The organism is Ditibartonella apis, assembly GCF_001952075.1.
Classification (GTDB): Bacteria; Pseudomonadota; Alphaproteobacteria; order Rhizobiales; family Rhizobiaceae; genus Bartonella; species Bartonella apis.
Genome location: NZ_LXYU01000004.1, coordinates 213,638 through 232,562 on the forward strand (window position 1 = coordinate 213,638; position 18,925 = coordinate 232,562).

The 18,925-nt window shown below is 45.6% G+C and carries 14 protein-coding genes; 10 read left to right on the top strand and 4 right to left on the bottom strand.

Features of this window, described 5'->3' with window-relative positions; translation table 11 throughout:
• The first annotated feature begins 1 nt into the window (after position 1).
• The 8 genes from nuoL to PEB0122_RS10135 all read left to right on the top strand — a co-directional run bounded on the left by nuoL (position 2) and on the right by PEB0122_RS10135 (position 11,014).
• Entirely contained in the window at positions 2–1,966 is a 1,965-nt protein-coding gene (gene nuoL, locus PEB0122_RS10100) for an NADH-quinone oxidoreductase subunit L (protein ID WP_075870695.1), read from the top strand.
• Positions 1,966–3,435: an NADH-quinone oxidoreductase subunit M gene (locus PEB0122_RS10105; protein WP_075870694.1), complete on the top strand. Its 1,470-nt coding sequence runs from the start codon at positions 1,966–1,968 to the stop codon at positions 3,433–3,435. Before nuoL ends, PEB0122_RS10105 begins: the two co-directional genes overlap by 1 nt.
• Before the next feature lie 14 nt (positions 3,436–3,449).
• The gene (gene nuoN, locus PEB0122_RS10110; RefSeq protein WP_075870693.1) at positions 3,450–4,907 is read left to right on the top strand and encodes an NADH-quinone oxidoreductase subunit NuoN; all 1,458 of its coding nucleotides are present in this window, start codon (positions 3,450–3,452) and stop codon (positions 4,905–4,907) included.
• A 5-nt stretch (positions 4,908–4,912) separates the two neighbouring features.
• Entirely contained in the window at positions 4,913–5,710 is a 798-nt protein-coding gene (locus PEB0122_RS10115; protein ID WP_075917070.1) for a biotin--[acetyl-CoA-carboxylase] ligase, read from the top strand.
• A 56-nt stretch (positions 5,711–5,766) separates the two neighbouring features.
• Complete coding sequence (locus PEB0122_RS10120) at positions 5,767–7,443, top strand: ribonuclease J (RefSeq protein WP_075917072.1); 1,677 nt, start codon at positions 5,767–5,769, stop codon at positions 7,441–7,443.
• Positions 7,444–7,728: 285 nt separating this feature from the next.
• On the top strand, positions 7,729–9,054 hold the full coding sequence (gene proS / locus PEB0122_RS10125; RefSeq protein ID WP_075917074.1) for a proline--tRNA ligase: 1,326 nt from the start codon (positions 7,729–7,731) through the stop codon (positions 9,052–9,054).
• Positions 9,054–10,334, top strand: a complete 1,281-nt coding sequence (locus tag PEB0122_RS10130; protein WP_075870689.1) for a lipoprotein-releasing ABC transporter permease subunit — start codon at positions 9,054–9,056, stop codon at positions 10,332–10,334. The genes proS and PEB0122_RS10130 overlap by 1 nt, the downstream gene beginning before the upstream one ends.
• A complete protein-coding gene (locus tag PEB0122_RS10135) occupies positions 10,334–11,014 on the top strand; it encodes an ABC transporter ATP-binding protein (protein WP_075870688.1) in 681 nt (226 codons plus the stop codon). The genes PEB0122_RS10130 and PEB0122_RS10135 overlap by 1 nt, the downstream gene beginning before the upstream one ends.
• A gap of 55 nt (positions 11,015–11,069) precedes the next feature.
• Here the strand turns inward: PEB0122_RS10135 and PEB0122_RS10140 are convergent, their stop codons facing one another.
• Both PEB0122_RS10140 and PEB0122_RS10145 read right to left on the bottom strand, forming a co-directional pair.
• Positions 11,070–11,384, bottom strand: a complete 315-nt coding sequence (locus tag PEB0122_RS10140; protein WP_075914437.1) for an AzlD domain-containing protein — start codon at positions 11,382–11,384, stop codon at positions 11,070–11,072.
• The gene (locus tag PEB0122_RS10145) at positions 11,384–12,106 is read right to left on the bottom strand and encodes an AzlC family ABC transporter permease (protein ID WP_075917076.1); all 723 of its coding nucleotides are present in this window, start codon (positions 12,104–12,106) and stop codon (positions 11,384–11,386) included. The genes PEB0122_RS10140 and PEB0122_RS10145 overlap by 1 nt, the downstream gene beginning before the upstream one ends.
• A gap of 153 nt (positions 12,107–12,259) precedes the next feature.
• On the opposite strand from PEB0122_RS10145, the gene PEB0122_RS10150 reads away from it, so the two are divergent.
• The gene (locus tag PEB0122_RS10150) at positions 12,260–12,553 is read left to right on the top strand and encodes an FAD assembly factor SdhE (protein ID WP_075870685.1); all 294 of its coding nucleotides are present in this window, start codon (positions 12,260–12,262) and stop codon (positions 12,551–12,553) included.
• Between the two features lie 3 nt (positions 12,554–12,556).
• Positions 12,557–16,060, top strand: a complete 3,504-nt coding sequence (gene mfd / locus PEB0122_RS10155; protein ID WP_075917078.1) for a transcription-repair coupling factor — start codon at positions 12,557–12,559, stop codon at positions 16,058–16,060.
• A 122-nt stretch (positions 16,061–16,182) separates the two neighbouring features.
• Here the strand turns inward: mfd and PEB0122_RS10160 are convergent, their stop codons facing one another.
• Both PEB0122_RS10160 and PEB0122_RS10165 read right to left on the bottom strand, forming a co-directional pair.
• Entirely contained in the window at positions 16,183–16,857 is a 675-nt protein-coding gene (locus PEB0122_RS10160; protein ID WP_143238713.1) for a DsbA family oxidoreductase, read from the bottom strand.
• Between the two features lie 12 nt (positions 16,858–16,869).
• Positions 16,870–18,654: an extracellular solute-binding protein gene (locus PEB0122_RS10165; protein ID WP_075917222.1), complete on the bottom strand. Its 1,785-nt coding sequence runs from the start codon at positions 18,652–18,654 to the stop codon at positions 16,870–16,872.
• Between the last annotated feature and the right edge of the window lie 271 nt (positions 18,655–18,925).

Genomic DNA, 18,925 nt, shown 5'->3' on the forward strand with positions numbered 1-18,925 from the left:
TATGTTTTACGCTATTGTCTTCCTACCGATTCTGGGCTTTTTTATTGCCGGATTAGGTGGAAAAACGTTGGGTGCTCGCGCCGCCGAACTCGTTACTTGCACCTTTATGGTTATCGTTGCTATTTTGTCATGGATAGCGTTTTTCGATATAGCCTTGGGGACAGGTAAAACTGTTGATATACCGATCTTTCATTGGATTTTGGTCGGAGGATTGCAGTTTGACTGGGCACTTCATATTGATGCTCTCACAGCTGTTATGTTGATTGTCGTCAATTCAGTATCGGCATTGGTTCATATATATTCGATCGGATATATGCATTCCGATCCCTCTCGCCCAAGATTTTTTGCCTATCTGTCGTTTTTCACCTTCATGATGTTGATGCTTGTAACCTCGAACAACCTTGTGCAGTTGTTCTTCGGGTGGGAAGGTGTTGGCCTTGCGTCATATCTGCTCATCGGCTTCTGGTACCAACGGCCTTCTGCATGTGCTGCGGCAATCAAGGCATTTGTGGTCAACAGGGTAGGTGATTTCGGGTTCCTTATCGGTGTCTTTAGCATTTTTGTCCTGTTCAAATCAGTTAATTTCAACACGATTTTTGCAAGAGCGGCCGATCCGAGTTTCGTCGAACATATGACTTTCCTGAGTTGGCCGGTTAACGGCGATACAGCGATAACAGTTGCTTGTATTTTCCTGTTTATCGGTGCAATGGCTAAATCAGCCCAGTTTTTCCTGCATACGTGGTTGCCGGACGCTATGGAAGGCCCGACGCCCGTTTCTGCACTTATTCACGCGGCAACGATGGTTACAGCCGGTATCTTTATGGTATCCCGTATGTCGCCGATTTTCGAACTTGCACCCACCACACAGACACTTATCGTTATAATCGGAGCTACAACAGCATTTTTTGCTGCTACTGTCGGGTTGGTACAAAACGATATCAAGAAGGTCATTGCCTATTCTACATGCTCCCAACTTGGATATATGTTCGTTGCTCTGGGTGTCGGTGCATATAGTGCCGGTGTATTCCACCTCTTCACACACGCATTTTTCAAGGCGCTGCTGTTCCTCGGAGCAGGTTCCGTTATTCATGCGGTCTCAGACGAACAGGACATGCGCAAGATGGGTGGGCTAAGGAAATATATTCCGACAACTTACTGGATGATGGTTATCGGGACATTGGCGCTTACGGGTGTGGGTATTCCCGGCACAGTCTTCGGTACGGCCGGTTTCTTCTCGAAAGATGGTATTATCGAAGCTGCATTTGCATCGCATAACGTGGCGAGCGGATATGCCTTCTGGCTTCTGGTTATTGCAGCACTCTTCACCAGTTTCTATTCCTGGCGTTTGATTTTTATGACTTTTCATGGAAAACCGCGGGCAACGGCCGACATCATGCATCACGTGCATGAATCGGGACCTGTGATGATTGTTCCGCTCATTATTTTGGCAATCGGTGCAATTTTCGCGGGTGTAATATTCCAACCGTATTTCTCTGGTGAACTCTATGATGCTTTCTGGAAAGGAGCATTGTTTACAGGATCTGAAAACCATATCCTGCATGCAGTTCACTCTGTTCCGGCATGGGTAAAATGGTCTCCATTTATTGTGATGGTTGTCGGTTTCGTATTGGCTTATCTCTTCTACATTGTTTCAACCGCAATACCGAAAGCGTTGGCTAATGCGTTTCCTTTCCTTTACCGTTTTCTACTCAATAAATGGTACTTTGATGAACTCTATAACGTAGTGTTTGTCCGTTCCGCTTTTGCAATCGGTCGTTTCTTCTGGAAGGTCGGTGACGGAAAAATTATTGACGGCCTTGGCCCGAATGGCGTCGCGGCCCGTGTTGTAGACATAACCAATAAGGTGGTTCGTATGCAGACTGGGTATCTGTATCATTACGCATTTGCGATGCTGATCGGTATCGCTGCGCTCATCACCTGGATGATGATCGGGAGCTTAAATTGATGACCGACTGGCCTATTCTTTCTACGGTCACATTTTTGCCGCTTGTTGGCGTTGTTCTGATCCTTTTGATCAAGGACGATGGTGAAACAGCAAAACGCAATATTCGTAATGTGGCGCTTTTTACGACTCTGTTTGTATTTGTATTGTCCCTGATTATCTGGGCAGGCTTCGACAACAGCAATTCTGGCTTCCAGATGGAAGAGAAGATCAGCTGGCTTGGCGGCGGCATCAACTATCATATGGGCGTTGACGGAATTTCGGTTTTATTCGTTGTTCTGTCGGGGTTCCTGATGCCGTTCTGTGTTTTGGCAAGCTGGGAAACAGTCAAGGATCGTCTTAAAGCCTATATGATTGCTTTTCTGCTCCTTGAAGTTGCCGTTGTAGGTGTCTTCTGTGCACTTGACGCAGTGTTGTTCTATGTTTTCTTTGAAGGCAGCTTAATACCGATGTTCATTATCATCGGCGTTTGGGGCGGCCCAAGACGCGTTTACGCAAGCTTGAAATTTTTTCTATACACCTTTCTCGGTTCGGTGTTGATGCTGGTTGCGATTATGGTGATGTATTGGCAAGCCGGTACACTCGATATTCCAACGCTTCTGCACTATAAATTTCCTGCGCATATGCAATTCTGGTTATGGTTCGCATTCTTCGCTTCATTTGCTGTGAAGCTACCTATGTGGCCGGTTCATACATGGTTGCCGGATGCGCACGTTGAAGCACCGACTGCCGGATCAGTTATTTTGGCAGGCATTCTTCTAAAACTTGGCGGCTATGGTTTTATACGTTTTTCGTTGCCAATGTTTCCGGTTGCTTCTGCAGATTTGGCACCATTTGTTTTCACGCTTTCGCTTATTGCAATTATCTACACCTCGCTCGTTGCTCTTGTTCAGGAAGATATGAAAAAGCTGATTGCTTATTCTTCGGTTGCGCATATGGGCTATGTAACGATGGGTATTTTTGCTGCAAACGAGCAAGGTATCGAGGGTGCCATTTATCAAATGCTTTCTCATGGCATCGTATCTGCCGCACTGTTTCTGTGCGTTGGCGTCATTTATGACCGCATGCACACAAGAGAGATCGCTGCGTTTGGTGGACTTGCCAACAATATGCCAAAATACGCCGTCGCTTTTATGGTCTTCACAATGGCGAACATAGCGTTGCCCGGAACATCCGGTTTTCTCGGTGAATTTCTGACTTTGATCGGCGTATTCCAGGTCAATAGTTGGGTTGCGGTCATTGCAACGACCGGTGTCATTTTGTCGGCGTCTTATGCTCTCTATCTCTATCGTCGTGTTATCTTTGGAAAACTCGACAAGGAAAGCTTGAAGACGCTTCTTGATTTATCGCCGCGGGAGAAATTCATTCTCTATCCGATGATTATTCTTACCGTATTTTTTGGTTTCTATCCGACGCCCATTCTCAACACGACTGCGGCGGCTGTAGAAGCGCTTGTTAACCAGCTGCACTAAAGAGGCGAATGTCCATGCATACTGATTTAATGGCTCAATTGCCGCTGATATTTCCCGAACTCCTCGTTGCTTTGGGGGCTTTGGTGCTGCTTTTGGTCGGCGTATACTCTGGCACACGTTCCTATGTGACGATCACCGGCTTATCTGTCGCACTTTTGGTTGCGACGATATTCGTGATTATTTTGTCGCCAAAAGATAGTGCATTTGCTACCAACGCTCTCATTATTGATGATTTTGCGCGTTACATGAAGGTACTTATGTTGGCGGGTGCAATATTCACGTTGATAATGTCGGTCGGGTTTGCCCGCTCTGACAAGCTTGCAAAATTCGAGTATCCGATTCTCATGCTTTTTGCCGTTCTCGGTATGATGTTCATGATTTCTGCCGGAAACATGCTCACACTCTATATGGGGTTGGAACTCCATTCGCTTGCTCTTTATGTGCTTGCCGCATTCAATCGTGATAATGTCAAATCATCCGAGGCAGGTTTAAAATATTTTGTGCTTGGAGCTTTGTCGTCAGGTATGCTGCTATACGGTATCACGTTGATTTACGGCTTCACCGGTCAAATCGGTTTCCACGAGCTTGCAACTGTTCTTAATGGTCAAGTACCCCAGCTTGGTGTTATATTCGGCATAGTTTTTGTTCTTGCGGGGCTCGCCTTCAAGATTTCGGTTGTTCCTTTCCATATGTGGACACCGGATGTGTATGAAGGGGCGCCAACCCCCATCACTGCGTTTTTTGCAAGTGCTCCGAAAGTTGCAGCGATGGCACTTATTATCCGTGTTATAGTCGAAGCATTTATGCCGCTTTCCGGTGTACATGGAGCATTGTCCGCATGGCAACAAATACTGGTGTTCATGTCGATTGCCTCCATGATTTTAGGTGCTTTTGCTGCAATAGGGCAGGCTAATATCAAGCGTCTGATGGCTTATTCGTCAATCAGCCATATGGGCTACGCACTTGTCGGTCTTTCAGCTGGAACAGCGTTCGGCGTTGAAGGCGTTATCCTCTATATGACGGTTTATGTTGCAATGATCTTGGGATCTTTTGCATTTATACTCGGCATGCGCACGCGTGATGGAAATGTAGAGAGCATATATGATCTTGCAGGGCTTGCAAAAAATAACCCGTTTATGGCTTCGGTTATGACAGTTATGTTGTTCTCGTTGGCAAGTGTTCCACCTATGGCCGGATTTTTCGCTAAGTGGTATACATTTTCCGCTGCTGTTTATGCCGGATTGATACCGCTCGTTGTTATCGGTATGATCGCTTCGGTAATCAGTGCATTCTACTATCTGCGTGTGATAAAAATCATGTGGTTTGATGATGCACAACAAGCGAGCTTCCTGCCATTAACGAGCGAGCTTAAATTTGTTCTCACAATAACCGGCATATTTGTGCTGTTTTATATCTTCTTTGGCATCTATCTTTCACCTCTGGCCGAGCAGGCAGCTGCATCGCTTTTTTAAGAAAGATGCAGTTTTCTCTTTCTCGATTTGCTAAAGAACATCGGTATAAGGTGGAGTCCTACGAGAGTGTGGACTCCACCAATCGTGTTGCTTTAGCTAAAGCACAAGATGATGAAGATAGGCTTTGGATTGTTTCCGATGAACAGACGGCGGGTAGAGCCCGGAGAGGCCGCCAATGGAGTAGTCCTAAAGGCGACTTATATGCAAGCTTGCTTCTTACGCGCAATATAGCTCCGGAAAACGCTGCCGAGCTCGGTTTTGTAGCGGGTGTTTCTTTAGCCGAAGCAGTTAAAAATGTTCTCGCACATAATAGAGTGGCAAGTGATATCGTAACGCTGAAATGGCCTAACGATATGTTGTTAAAAGATGCAAAAGCATCGGGAATATTGCTTGAACTCCAGCACCTACCCCAATCGCGATACGCTGTGGTTGTTGGTATCGGGGTTAATATAATCCATGTTTACAAGGACGCTCCCTATGCAACTGAAGCAGTAGGAAATATGGGCGTAAAAACCAATAGTGCCGAGGTTTTTGAATTGCTCAGCACATTTTGGGCAGAAAATTATGACTTATACCTCTCACCCAATGGACGCGAAATAATTCGGAAAAAGTGGCTTGGCTATGCAGCCCACTTGGGCGAAGAACTTACAATCACAGGCAATAGCCGCGTCATTAAAGGAATTTTTTCCGGACTCGATGAAAAATTTAATTGCATCGTTACAGATTGCCACGGCGTTGAAACAAAGGTCTCCGCGGGCGATGTCCATTTCGGCAACGTTGCATCTTTGAATGCAGAACGTTAATAAGACTATAAGTCGGATAAATAAATATCAGAAAGCCGGATATCAGGGAGTCCCTCATGGCATCGCGTAAAAAAAATGAATTGGTTTTTTTACCTCTTGGGGGTGTAGGCGAGATTGGTATGAATCTCGGCGTCTATGGCTACGGGCCTGAAGACAACCGGCAATGGTTGATAGTTGATCTTGGCGTAAGTTTCGGCGGCCCTGAACTTCCGGGTGTTGACCTTGTGATGCCGGACGTCACGTTTCTTGAAAACGAACGACCCAATATATTGGGATTAGTCGTGACTCACGGGCATGAAGATCATTTTGGCGCGATATTGGATTTATGGCCGAAATTAAAAATTCCGGTCTACTGCACGGCATTTACAGCCGGATTGTTAGATACGAAACGAGAACTCGATTACAGTTCCTATGATGTGCCGGTTACAATTTTCAAAGCCGGCGACCAATTTGAACTGGGGCCGTTCTCGCTCGAAGCGATAGCTGTCGCGCATTCTATTCCTGAAGCGGTTTCGTTGGCAATCAAAACACCTCTTGGCACAGTTATTCACACTGGCGACTGGAAGATCGATATTGAACCCTCACTGGGGTTACCGACTGACGAGAAACGTTTTAGAGAACTGGGGGATGATGGCGTACTTGCTCTTGTTTGTGACTCAACAAACGCGATGCGCGAAGGTGTTTCGCCAACAGAGCATGATGTTTCGAACAGTTTGGCCGAGATAATCTCCAACGAAAAAGGGCGTGTTGCAGTTACGACATTTTCGTCCAATGTCGGGAGAATTCTTTCGATAGCGCGTGCAGCCAAAGAGGCAGGACGTCAGGTATTGCTGGTTGGCCGTTCAATAAAACGCAGCGTAAGCGTTGCTGAAGAACTCGGCTATCTTGACGGCATTGATGCGTTTCTCAGTGAAGAAGACTATCCCTATATCCCGCGTGATAAAATTGTTATGGTTCTGACGGGAAGTCAGGGAGAGCAAAGAGCGGCCCTATCAAAATTATCGCGCGATGAAATGCGCTCGCTGGCGTTGACTGCCGGTGATACCGTGATCTATTCATCCCGAAGTATTCCCGGAAATGAAAGAGCTATTATTGATACCCAAAATCGCTTGACCGATATGGGCGTAAAAATAATTACCGATCACGACGCCCTCGTTCACGTTTCAGGGCATCCGCGGCGTAGTGACCTTAAGAAAATGTACGAATGGGTGAAACCGGATATTTTGGTTCCCGTTCACGGAGAAGCACTTCATCTTGCCGCACAGACTGCATTGGGCCGTCAGGTTGGTATCAAGCGTGTAGCTGAAATACGCAACGGTGACATGTTGAAATTGGCGCCCGAGCCAGTGGAAGTTATTGATGAAGTTCCGGTTGGTCTAATCTATAAGGATGGAAATCTTATTGGCAATGAAGACGAACTTGGCATTAGTGAGCGTCGTAAATTAAGTTATGTAGGCCAGGTTTCAGCATCATTTCTCCTGGATAAGCACTACAATTTGGCAGATGTACCTGAAGTTGTTAGCTTCGGTTTACCTGAAACAGATGACGAGGGTAATCTCATTGAGGAGATTATCACGGATACAATCCAAACCACGATCGATAGTATTCCGCGAGCCAAGCGTAAAGACGATGACTTGCTGTGCGAAGCTGTACGGCGTGCAATCAGGGCGGAAGTAAACGAAATATGGGGCAAAAAGCCGGTTTGCGCAGTCTTCATGCATCGCTTGAAGTGAATGCTCTAATCAAGGAGATCCAAGGGCAAGTTTTTCGTCAAATAATAATCGTGTAAGAAATTGCTCTGGCAGTAATATTTTCTACTGCAATCAGAAATATTCCTTAAAGGGATTGTCGTCGCAATCACAATAATCAAGTTGTGGGATACCTGAAAACACATTTTTAGCAAAAAGCTCTTGATCCGGGATTGTTTCTATTTTCAAGCGTGTTGTTAGCCGCTATGGTTAACAAATACCGATAATCTGCTCCGATTCGAGGAGCAACAGATGGAATTTTTATAGTCGATGCGTCTATCTCGTTATTTTTTGCCGATACTGAAAGAAAATCCCAAAGAAGCTGAAATTGCTTCCCACCGCCTCATGTTGCGTGCTGGTATGATCCGCCAACAGGCTGCAGGCATCTATGCCTGGTTACCGCTTGGGAAAAAAGTACTGGATAAAGTCTGCAACATTATTCGCGAAGAACAAAATCGCGCCGGTGCGCTTGAAATCTGGATGCCAACCATACAGTCGGCTGATTTGTGGCGCGAGAGCGGTCGTTATGACGCTTACGGGCTGGAAATGTTGCGCATCAAAGACCGTCAGGAACGTGAGCTTCTTTATGGTCCGACCAATGAGGAAGTGATTACTGATATTTTCAGGGCTCATGTAAAGTCATACAAAAATCTTCCGCTTAATCTTTATCATATCCAATGGAAATTCCGTGACGAGATAAGGCCACGTTTTGGCGTTATGCGATCACGTGAATTTTTGATGAAAGACGGCTATTCTTTCGACATTGATTATGAAGGCGCAAAAGCCGCTTATAATCGTGTGTTTGTTTCCTATTTACGCACCTTCGCCCGCACAGGGCTTAGAGCAATTCCGATGCGTGCGGATACAGGGCCGATTGGTGGTAATTTGAGCCACGAGTTTATCATTCTGGCCGATACCGGCGAAAGTGCCGTTTATTGCGACAAGCATTTTCTGGACATGACCATTCCTCCGGCTGATGTCGATTTTTCTGACGATGCCGCTATGGCTGACATTGTCAAACAATGGACTACACCCTATGCCGCAACCGACGAAATGTATGATGAAGAGCTTTGGGCGAAAGTTCCACAATCCGACCAGATAGCGGCAAGAGGAATTGAAGTCGGTCATATCTTCCATTTTGGTACCAAATATTCGCTTCCGATGCACGCCACAGTTATGGGGCCGGACGGTCAAGAACATCCTGTATCAATGGGATCTTATGGAATTGGTCCATCACGATTGGTAGCTGCAGCTATCGAAGCTTCGCATGATGAAAACGGCATCATCTGGCCACGTGCAATGTCACCTTTCGATTTCGGTATCATAAATATGAAACCGGGCGACACGAATTGCGATAATCTAAGTGAGAAAGTCTATTCATCATTGACCAATGCAGGTTTTGATCCTTTGCTTGACGATACGCAGGAAAGAGCGGGCTCCAAATTTGCAACAATGGATCTTATCGGACTACCGACACAAATTATCATTGGTCCGAAAAATGCTACTCAAAACGAAGTCGAAATAAAAGACCGCAAAACCGGACATAAAGAGGTTCTTCCGTATGATGCGGCTTTGAAACGCTTAACGGAGGCTTGATGACTACGAGAGCCAAGGGTGGTAACCGGTTAGGATTTTCGTCCTATGAATGGATGATTGCGTTCCGCTATATGCTTCCTAACAAGAAACAGATCTTTACATCAGTGATATCGATTATATCGCTGATCGGTATCATGCTTGGTGTTTTTGCGTTGATCGTGGTGATGGCCGTTATGAACGGTTTCAGAACCGAATTGCTTGATCGCATTTTGGGTATGAATGGCCACCTTGTCATTCAGGCAATCGATAGTGATTTTACCGATTACAACACTCTCATTCCGCGTATTGAAGGTGTTGATGGCGTCAAATTTGCGCTTCCTGTTATTGAGGGGCAGGCATTGGCGCAAGGCGATGCAACTGGAGGAACCGGTGCATTGGTTCGCGGGGTACGCAAGCAAGATCTAGATAAACTCACAACAGTTACAAAAAATATAAAATTTGGCAGTCTGGAAGACTTTGATAAGCAAGATGGAGTTGCAATCGGTAGTGGCATGGCTGAAAAGCTGGGACTTTCGGTGGGAAGTGATATCCGGATTATCACACCGGATGGCGATGTAACACCTTTCGGCGTTAATCCGCGTGTTAAAGCCTATAAAGTCTCGGCTATTTTTAATGTCGGTATGTCGGAATATGATACCATTTTTGTCTTTATGCCATTGAAAGAAGCACAAGCTTTCTTCAACTTGGGAAATAAAGTGCAATCTTTGGAAATCTTTTTAAATAATCCCGACGCAGTCTCTTCAATAACACCGGAAATTGAAAAAACTGTCGGAAGGCAAGTTTATTCTATTGATTGGCGGTCTAGAAATCAGGCGTTTTTTTCGGCATTGCAAGTTGAACGCAATGTTATGTTCTTTATCCTATCGTTGATTGTTCTTGTTGCGGCGTTGAATATCATTTCGGGTCTCATCATGTTGGTCAAGGACAAGGGGCACGATATTGCTATTTTGAGGACTATGGGAGCAAAACAGAGCGCCGTCATGCGCATATTTATCATGACGGGCATGGTCATTGGAGTGATAGGAACAATCTTCGGACTTCTGTTAGGTGTGCTGACATGCGAGAATATCGGCCATATTCAGGATTTTGTGTCTTGGCTGTTTAATGTCGATGTCTTCAACCCGCAGCTTTATTTCCTGACAAAACTACCGGCGCGTCTGGAATGGGGACAAACGTTGATGGTTGTATTCATGGCGCTTTTTCTATCCTTTCTAGCAACGTTAATACCGGCTTGGCGTGCTGCAAAGCTCGATCCGGTGCAAGCTTTGAGGTACGAATAATGGCCTCGCTGTTGCAACTTGTGAACATTGACCGACGTTATCTCGATAGTGATAGGCCTCTGGTTATTCTTGATAAAGCCAACTTTTCACTTGAACAGGGACAGACTGTTGCCCTTGTAGCTCCATCCGGTGCCGGTAAATCCACTTTGCTACATATTGCCGGACTTCTTGAACGTCCCAATGGCGGCGACGTCGTTTTACGCGGGCATTCCTGTTCCAATTTATCTGATAACGACCGTACAGCGATACGTCGCAACGATATCGGTTTTGTTTATCAGTTCCATCACTTGTTGCCGGAATTTACAGCTCTGGAAAATGTGATGATACCACAGATGATCGCCGGACTTAAGCGTTCGGAGGCTGCCGATCGAGGATTGAAGTTGCTGACTTACCTGCGGGTCGGCCATCGCGCCAAACATCGGCCATCCGAACTTTCCGGTGGCGAGCAGCAACGTGTGGCCATTGCCCGTGCAGTTGCCAACGCACCGTCAATTCTCTTGGCAGATGAACCAACTGGCAATCTTGATCCTGTCACGTCGGCATATGTTTTTCAGGCACTGGCTGCTTTGGTTCGTCAATCGGGGTTGGCAGCCCTTATTGCGACGCACAATCTGTCACTTGCAAAACAAATGGATCGGCGTATCACGCTGAAGGGCGGAAAAATTATCGAGCTTCCTTAAAAAGGGAAAAAAGCAATACCGGATAACTAAAATAATTCGGAAATTGATGCATTTCCTATACATTCTGGAATAGCAGATAGGCGAATATACTGACGACAACTGTCACAAAAAGGCTTCGCGTCACCATACCTGCAATAAGCGAAACAATTGTACTTAAAAGCGCAACCGAAATGCCGAAGCTGGTTGTTTCCGGTTTTTCAAGAATTTCAGCAACGATGATTGCCGATAGCACAGCAGCTGGAACGAAATTCAGCCAATAACGAAAAAGTCGTGGAAATGGCCTGTGAGCCAACACCATGATCGGTACGATTTTAATCAGTGCTGTAACCGCCGTTGCAACTGCAATGCCCAATCCGATATTTTCCATCATTATATCTTGTTACTCCCCGAGTTGAGAAGCATAAACATACCAATAGTTGCAGCAATGAGAGTGGCTAAGATTGACGATGGATTTGCCGCAATTATACCATGTGAAATAGCAACAATTGCCATTGCGACGATAATCACAACGATATCAATTTTTTTGGTCTGACTAGCATACCACCCAAGCAATAGAAGACCGACAAACATACCGACGAGGCTGAAACTCAAGCTGTCTTTTAACCAATCGGGTAGCGATGCCGCAAATATGGTTCCGACAAGTGTTGCAGCAATCCAGCTCAACCATGCTGTGATATTAAGTCCGAATAACCATGAAAATGGAAGAATATTACCGTGAGTTCGGGCATATTGTGACGCAACGCCAAAGGTTTCGTCGGTCATCAGAAAACCGCCGACAAGCTTTTCAAGTCGATTGGCATGAGAGAAATATTGCGCCATATAGGTGTTGATTAAAAGATAACGCATATTGATGAATAAAACACCTAATGCGATTTGCACCAGTCCGGCTCCTGTGGAAGCCATTGAATAAAACAGAAATTGCGCGGACCCTGCGTAGACAAATGTGCTCAAACAGAAAATCTGTAAAATCGTAAAGCCGGAAACCGCGCCAATTGCACCGCAAGCAAAACCAATCGCCCAATATCCGAGCAATGTCGGAATGCAGGCAACGACACCTTGTTTGAAAAGACGCCAGTGGCTTTTATCCATCATTCAAAGACTCAATTCATGTTCAACGTCTTTTGAAATGACGTCTTCATATACATGTTTACATATTTGGACTATTGTCAAACAACGAATTATTGAAAGCTGATCTCTAGCGGAATATAGAGCAAGCTTCCATATCATGTTGAACCGGAGGATGCGATGACAGGGTCGAAAGTCGATAACAGTAAGCTGAACGCAAGGCAACGCCGGCTTGTGTTTCGTGCGTGGCATCGTGGAATCCGCGAAATGGATCTGGTTTTCGGACAATATGTTGATGCCCATATTATGAAGTTGGACGAAAAAGCCATGGATGAGCTTGAATATATTATGTCCTTTGAAGACAGGGATTTATTGACTTGGGTAACAGGTGAAGTGCCTGTACCTTATGATGTGGATTCGCCACTTTTTCGCGATATTCTGGATTACCGCACGCGCATGGATTTTAACGCTTAAGTTATGTCGATATTCAAAAAAAACTTCACTACTGAAAATTTACCACAATATCTGAGTTTTGATGGTGTCGTTTCCGGTTACGAACCATTTGCGATATATAAAATTGCGTCTGAAATTGGCGGTAAGAGGCCAATTCTATATATCGCACGTGACGGGCAGAAACTTGATGATCTGACACATGCTTTGAGTTTTATAGAGCCGCAAATGCCGGTTATTCAGCTGCCGTCATGGGATTGCCTCCCCTATGATCGTGTTTCGCCGAATACGGCAATTTCGGCAAAACGGATGTCGGCCCTGACTAATATTTCAGCTCTATTCAGAAATCCGCATCCGGCAATTATCCTGACAACAGCCAATGCGATTATGCAGAAGCTGCCTCCGCATTCAATGGTTGAAGGCCAGTCAATTACCGCGAGACCAGGCCAAAACCTTGATATGGATAAACTCGTTCATCACCTTGAGCATAATGGTTTCGAACGTGTGTCAACAGTACGGGAAATTGGCGATTTTGCTGTAAGAGGTGGAATTGTTGATTTGTTTGCACCGGGAAGTGACGCGCCTGTACGGCTAGATTTTTTTGGTGATACGCTTGAAACAGTGCGCGCATTTGATCCGGCAAGCCAAAGAACAACAAAAACGCTTAAAGAATTCTCGCTGGAGCCGATGAGCGAGATAACTTTGACGCCCGAATTAATCAGCAAATTCCGAACGAATTATATAAGATCTTTCGGTGCCGCCAGTCCGAATGATGCACTTTATGAAGCAATTTCGGAGGGCCGGAGATTTTCCGGAATGGAACATTGGCTGCCACTTTTTTACGATCATCTTGATACGATTTTCGATTATATTGGTGATATTCCGGTCGTGTTTGATCATCTTGCCGAAGAGGCAATGATAGAACGGAATAAACTCATCGAAGATTATTATCAGGCTCGTTTGGAACAACACGATCCTAAAGATTCTTCCACACCCTATAATCCGGTAAAACCCGAAGAGCTCTATCTAACCCCCGAAGATATTGCTTCGTTATCCGAAAAAGTTAGGCATCGCATTGACCTTACGCCTTTTAACAAACCGGAGTCGTCAGGGCATCTGGTACTTCATAGCAATGTCACAATAGGGCGGGATTTCGTTGAAGAACGCACGTCGGAAAACAAGAATTTATTTGAAAGCGTTGTCGATCATGTTGCGGAACTCCGTTCAAAAGGCCACAAGGTGCTCCTTACCGGTTGGAGCGAAGGATCATTGGAACGCCTGATACAGGTGCTTGATGAACACGGTCTTAAAGGAATAGAGAAGGTTACGTCTCTTCATTCCGTAAAAGTCACACCACGCGATCATATCACAGCAGCAGTCGTAACAATCGAGCACGGATTTGTTGCCGACGATCTGGTTGTTGTTGCCGAACAGGATATATTGGGTGACCGACTTGTGCGGTCTGCACGGCGGCGCAAGCGTAATGCCGATTTCATTTCGGATATGACCACATTGAACAGCGGTGATATCGTTGTTCACGTCGATCACGGTATTGGTCGTTTTGTCGGTTTGAAGACAATCACAGCAGCCGGAGTGCCCAGAGATTGTTTGGAAATTCATTATGCCGATGAAGACCGGCTTTTTCTTCCCGTCGAAAATATCGAACTTTTGTCACGCTATGGCGGTGAAGGTACGAATGTTGTTCTTGATAAACTAGGTGGCGTTGCGTGGCAGGCGCGAAAAGCGAAACTTAAAAAACGTTTGCTTGAAATCGCCGGCCATCTTATTCACATTGCGGCCGAGCGCGAGATGCGTAATGCCCCCGTTCTTGTACCTCCGACTGGTAGCTATGATGAATTTGTTGCCCGTTTCCCTTATGATGAAACGGATGACCAATTGCGCGCTATTGACGCGGTCCTTGGCGATCTTGCGGCGGGAAAACCGATGGATCGGCTGATCTGCGGTGATGTCGGTTTTGGTAAAACAGAAGTTGCAATTCGAGCTGCATTTGTCGCTGCGTTAAATGGTTATCAGGTTGCCGTTGTGGTGCCGACAACGCTTTTGGCACGTCAGCATTATAAAACGTTCCAAGCCCGCTTTCAGGGATTACCTGTAAAAATCGGACAAGCATCGCGGCTTGTTGGAGCAAAAGAGCTTGCAGCCGTTAAAAATGGTGTGCGTGAAGGTACAATCGATATTGTTATTGGTACGCACGCACTTCTTGGGTCGACAATGCAGTTTTCACGACTTGGCTTGTTGGTTGTCGACGAGGAACAAAACTTTGGCGTTAAACAGAAAGAACGTCTGAAAGAGCTGAAAACCGATATTCATGTGCTCACCCTTTCGGCAACTCCGATTCCACGTACCTTGCAACTGGCTTTGACGGGTGTCAGAGAATTATCCCTTATTACAACGCCACCGGTTGATCGTATGGCGGTAAGAACCTTTGTTTCGCCGTTTGACCCGTTGATCGTGCGCGAAACATTGATGCGTGAACATTATCGCGGTGGACAAAGTTTCTATGTTTGTCCGCGAATATCGGATTTGAAAGACGTTCAGGAGTTTCTTGGCAATCATGTTCCCGAACTGAAGGTCACAGCTGCTCACGGTCAGATGCCGCCGGGCCAGCTTGATGATATCATGAATGCCTTTTATGATGGGCAATATGACGTGTTACTTTCAACCAGTATTGTTGAATCCGGACTCGATATTCCTTCGGCCAATACATTGATTGTTCATCGCGCGGATATGTTCGGTCTTGCTGCTCTTTATCAATTGCGTGGGCGGGTAGGGCGCTCCAAACAGAGAGCTTATGCATTGTTTACGCTTCCTAACCAGAAAGTTTTGACACCGGGAGCGGATCGCCGCCTCAAAGTATTGCAATCCCTCGATAGCCTTGGGGCCGGATTCCAGCTTGCAAGTCACGACATGGATATAAGGGGTGCCGGCAACCTTCTTGGTGAAGAACAATCAGGGCATATCAAAGAAGTCGGTTTCGAACTTTATCAACAGATGTTGGAAGAAGCGGTTGCCGAATTGAAAGACGGTACGACTGTGAATGAAAGCCAATGGTCGCCGCAGATTTCGGTAGGGACAGCAGTTATGATACCGGATAATTATGTTCCCGACCTTCCATTGCGCCTTTCGCTCTATCGTCGGCTCGCAGAAATTGAAGATTTGGGCGACATTGATGCGTTTGGTGCTGAATTGATCGACAGATTCGGCCCCTTGCCTGTTCCTGTACAGCACTTGCTCAAAGTCGTTTATATCAAGGCTCTATGTCGGCAAGCCAATGTTGAAAAACTGGATGCCGGTCCTAAAGGCGTTGTTATCCAATTCAGAGAAAACAACTTTGCCAATGGTGTCGGACTCATCAAATGGATTGGCGAGCAAGGAAGCATGGCCAAAATACGTCCTGATCAAAGCGTCGTCTTTATTCGTGATTGGCCGAATGCCGATCAGCGTTTGAACGGTGCTGCTACCGTCATGACACAGCTCGTAAAACTTTCAAAAGAAGGCGCAAAAAAATAAACTTTGCGTCTTCATTCGTAAGCTGTTTAAACAGTGATTTAACGGTGCTGTTGATCCCGCATTAAAAATTTTTTGGATTTTTTGATTAAAAATAAGTTGTGCGATTACAACTGAAGCCGGTTTTAGCGATCTTCACTTGCTCCGGGTTCATAGCCGTCAGCAATTTGTTCGATTGTGTCGATTAAAACCTCGGTTGGTTGCGCGCCCATAACCACATATTTTTTGTCGATAATGAATGATGGTACACCACGGACACCGATATAATAGGAATGGGCGCTATCCTGTTTGATGGTGTCTTTATCAATGTTCGTCGCTAGCAATTTTTCAACAACGTCGGAACGCATTCCTGTGCTTTTTGCTGCATCAATTAGTACAGTATGATCACCAATATTCTGGCCTTGTTCAAAAAAACGGGAAAAAAGTTCGGCAATCAGTTTGTCCTGCATACCTGCTTTATCCTGCGAAGCCCAATAGACCACGCGGTGGGCATCAAGAGAGTTGGGCTCTGTTTTGATAGCAGCAAAATCGAATTCGATATCTTCCTGTTTACCGAGGTCAATTAACGTGCGCTCGGTTTCGTCAATTGCATTCTGGTTGCCTAGAACTTTCTTCATATGAATTGGATAGGGAATGCCTTCCGGCTTCATATTCGGATAAAGCTGGAACGGCGTCCATGAAAGTTTTATCGTGATTTCCGGTAGTGCTGCTATTGCTTTGAAAAGCCTCTTGCGTCCAATGAAACACCAAGGGCAAACAAGATCCGAAATCATATTGATATAAATTACTGGAGAACTCACGGTATTTTTCCTTTAGCGGTGCCACCAGGCCGGCAAGCGATATCCATAAAGCGGAGTATAGGCCGGATATTCTATACGTGACCAATGTGCAACCCATTGGTCAGGTAAATGATAAAGCGGAAGATAGTAACTCCCCGAGATGAGTACACGATCAAGAGCTCTGACGGCTGCTGTAAAATCTTCATTTGAGCGGGCATCAAGCAATGCTGAAATCATGGCATCAATTGCCGGATCGGATGTTCCTGCAAAATTGAAACTACCTTCAAGGTCGCGGGAAGAAGAGCCCCAACGATTAAGCTGCTCATTACCGGGCGAGAGCGACGCTTTTAATTTTCCGACGATCATGTCGTAATCAAAAGACGTTAACCGGTTTTGATATTGTGTGTCATCAACCGTTCGCACGTCCACCCCGACGCCAATTCTCACCAGTGAACGTTGATAGGCGAGTGCGATTTTTTCTTCTTCCAATGATTGGGTCATAATTTCAAAGTGAAGCGGTTGACCGTCCGGGCCAATTGCTCGCCGATTTTGCAGTTTATAGCCCGCTTCCCGCAATAACTGCCAGGCTTTTTCCGCAGATGCCCGATCAATGCCTGAACCGTCAGTTTTTACATTATGCCATGTTCCATCCATGACCTCGGGTAAAACGGCACCAGGGTAGGGGCTTAAAAGTTGTTTTTCTTTGTCTGACGCGGGCCGTCCAACGGCAGAAAGCGTCGAACCACACCAGAAACCTTCGGTGCGGCTATAGACATCGTTAAAGAGATTATGATTGACCCATTCAAAGTCGAACACAAGTGAAAGTGCCTGCCTTACCTTTCTATCTTTAAAAATCGGCTTTCTGGTATTGAACACAAAGCCAATCATATCGGCCGGTGTTCCTTTTTTAAAACTTTCTTTGATAACGTCGCCATGACGCACAGCCGGAAAATTGTAGGATAAACGCCAGCGGTTGGGATTGGCCGGTTCTTCAAGAAAAACGTCCAAAATCCCCTTTTTGAAAGCCTCGAAACGGGTGTTGTCATTACGGAAATATTCGATCTGCACTGTATCAAAGTTATTCAAACCGCGATTTACCGGCAAATCTTTCCCCCAATAATTGGGGTCACGTTCGTAAATGATGCGCTCGCCTGCATCAATATGCGAGATAATATAGGGGCCGCTTCCCGGAATAGGGGTAAGGCCGTTTTTTTCGAAATTTTCTACGTCAATTGCATGTTTTGGAAGAACTGGCATGCTGCTTGCCAGAATAAAAGGAAATTCACGATCTTTCGAATGTGGAAATTCCATTTTTACTGTCTGCTCGTCGAGCTTTTCAATATGCTCGATGCGCTTCATATAGCGGTCGAAAGGCGGCCGCCCCTTATTTTTTAAAAGATCGACTGTAAATAAAACATCATCAGCCTTAATTGCTTTACCGTCAGAAAATCTGGCCTTTGGGTTGAGATGGAATGTTATTTCGGTACGATCGTCATTCAATATAACGTTATCAGCTATTAAACCGTAGAGCGTAAATGGTTCATCACGCGTGCGAACCATCAAGCTTTCATAAACGAGCCCGCCAAACTGTTCATCGGCGAACAAACCGCGCGCGGTAGTCCGGAAGCTGCGAATAACAAAAGGATTGAGTCCGTCAAATGTGCCAACCACACCGTAAGTGATCTTGCCACCTTTGGGAGCATCGGGATTGGCATAGGGGAAGTGGTCAAAGCCGGCACCTAAAGCAGGCGTTCCATGCATTGCTATTCCGTTTTCGTTTGCCTGACAATTTTGCCCGAAACTCAAACAGAGAATCATAAAGAACAGACCGAGTTTATAGACAACGTTCATGTGAAACCCTTGGGAGCCGAATATTTCCGATTCGCCCTGTTTTAACCTGCCAGCGAATATTTGGTTGGGATTTATAATCAATTACAAGAAAAAATACCAATTTTAACCGTTGTTCATTAAATGGAGTGTGATTGGAAAACCACAAAGATCGGTGCAATTTATATTTTGTTCGCTTCTAACGCTGGATTTTTTGATTAATCTTGTGTAAATGCGGCTGTAAAGGAAGGAAACGTCATCC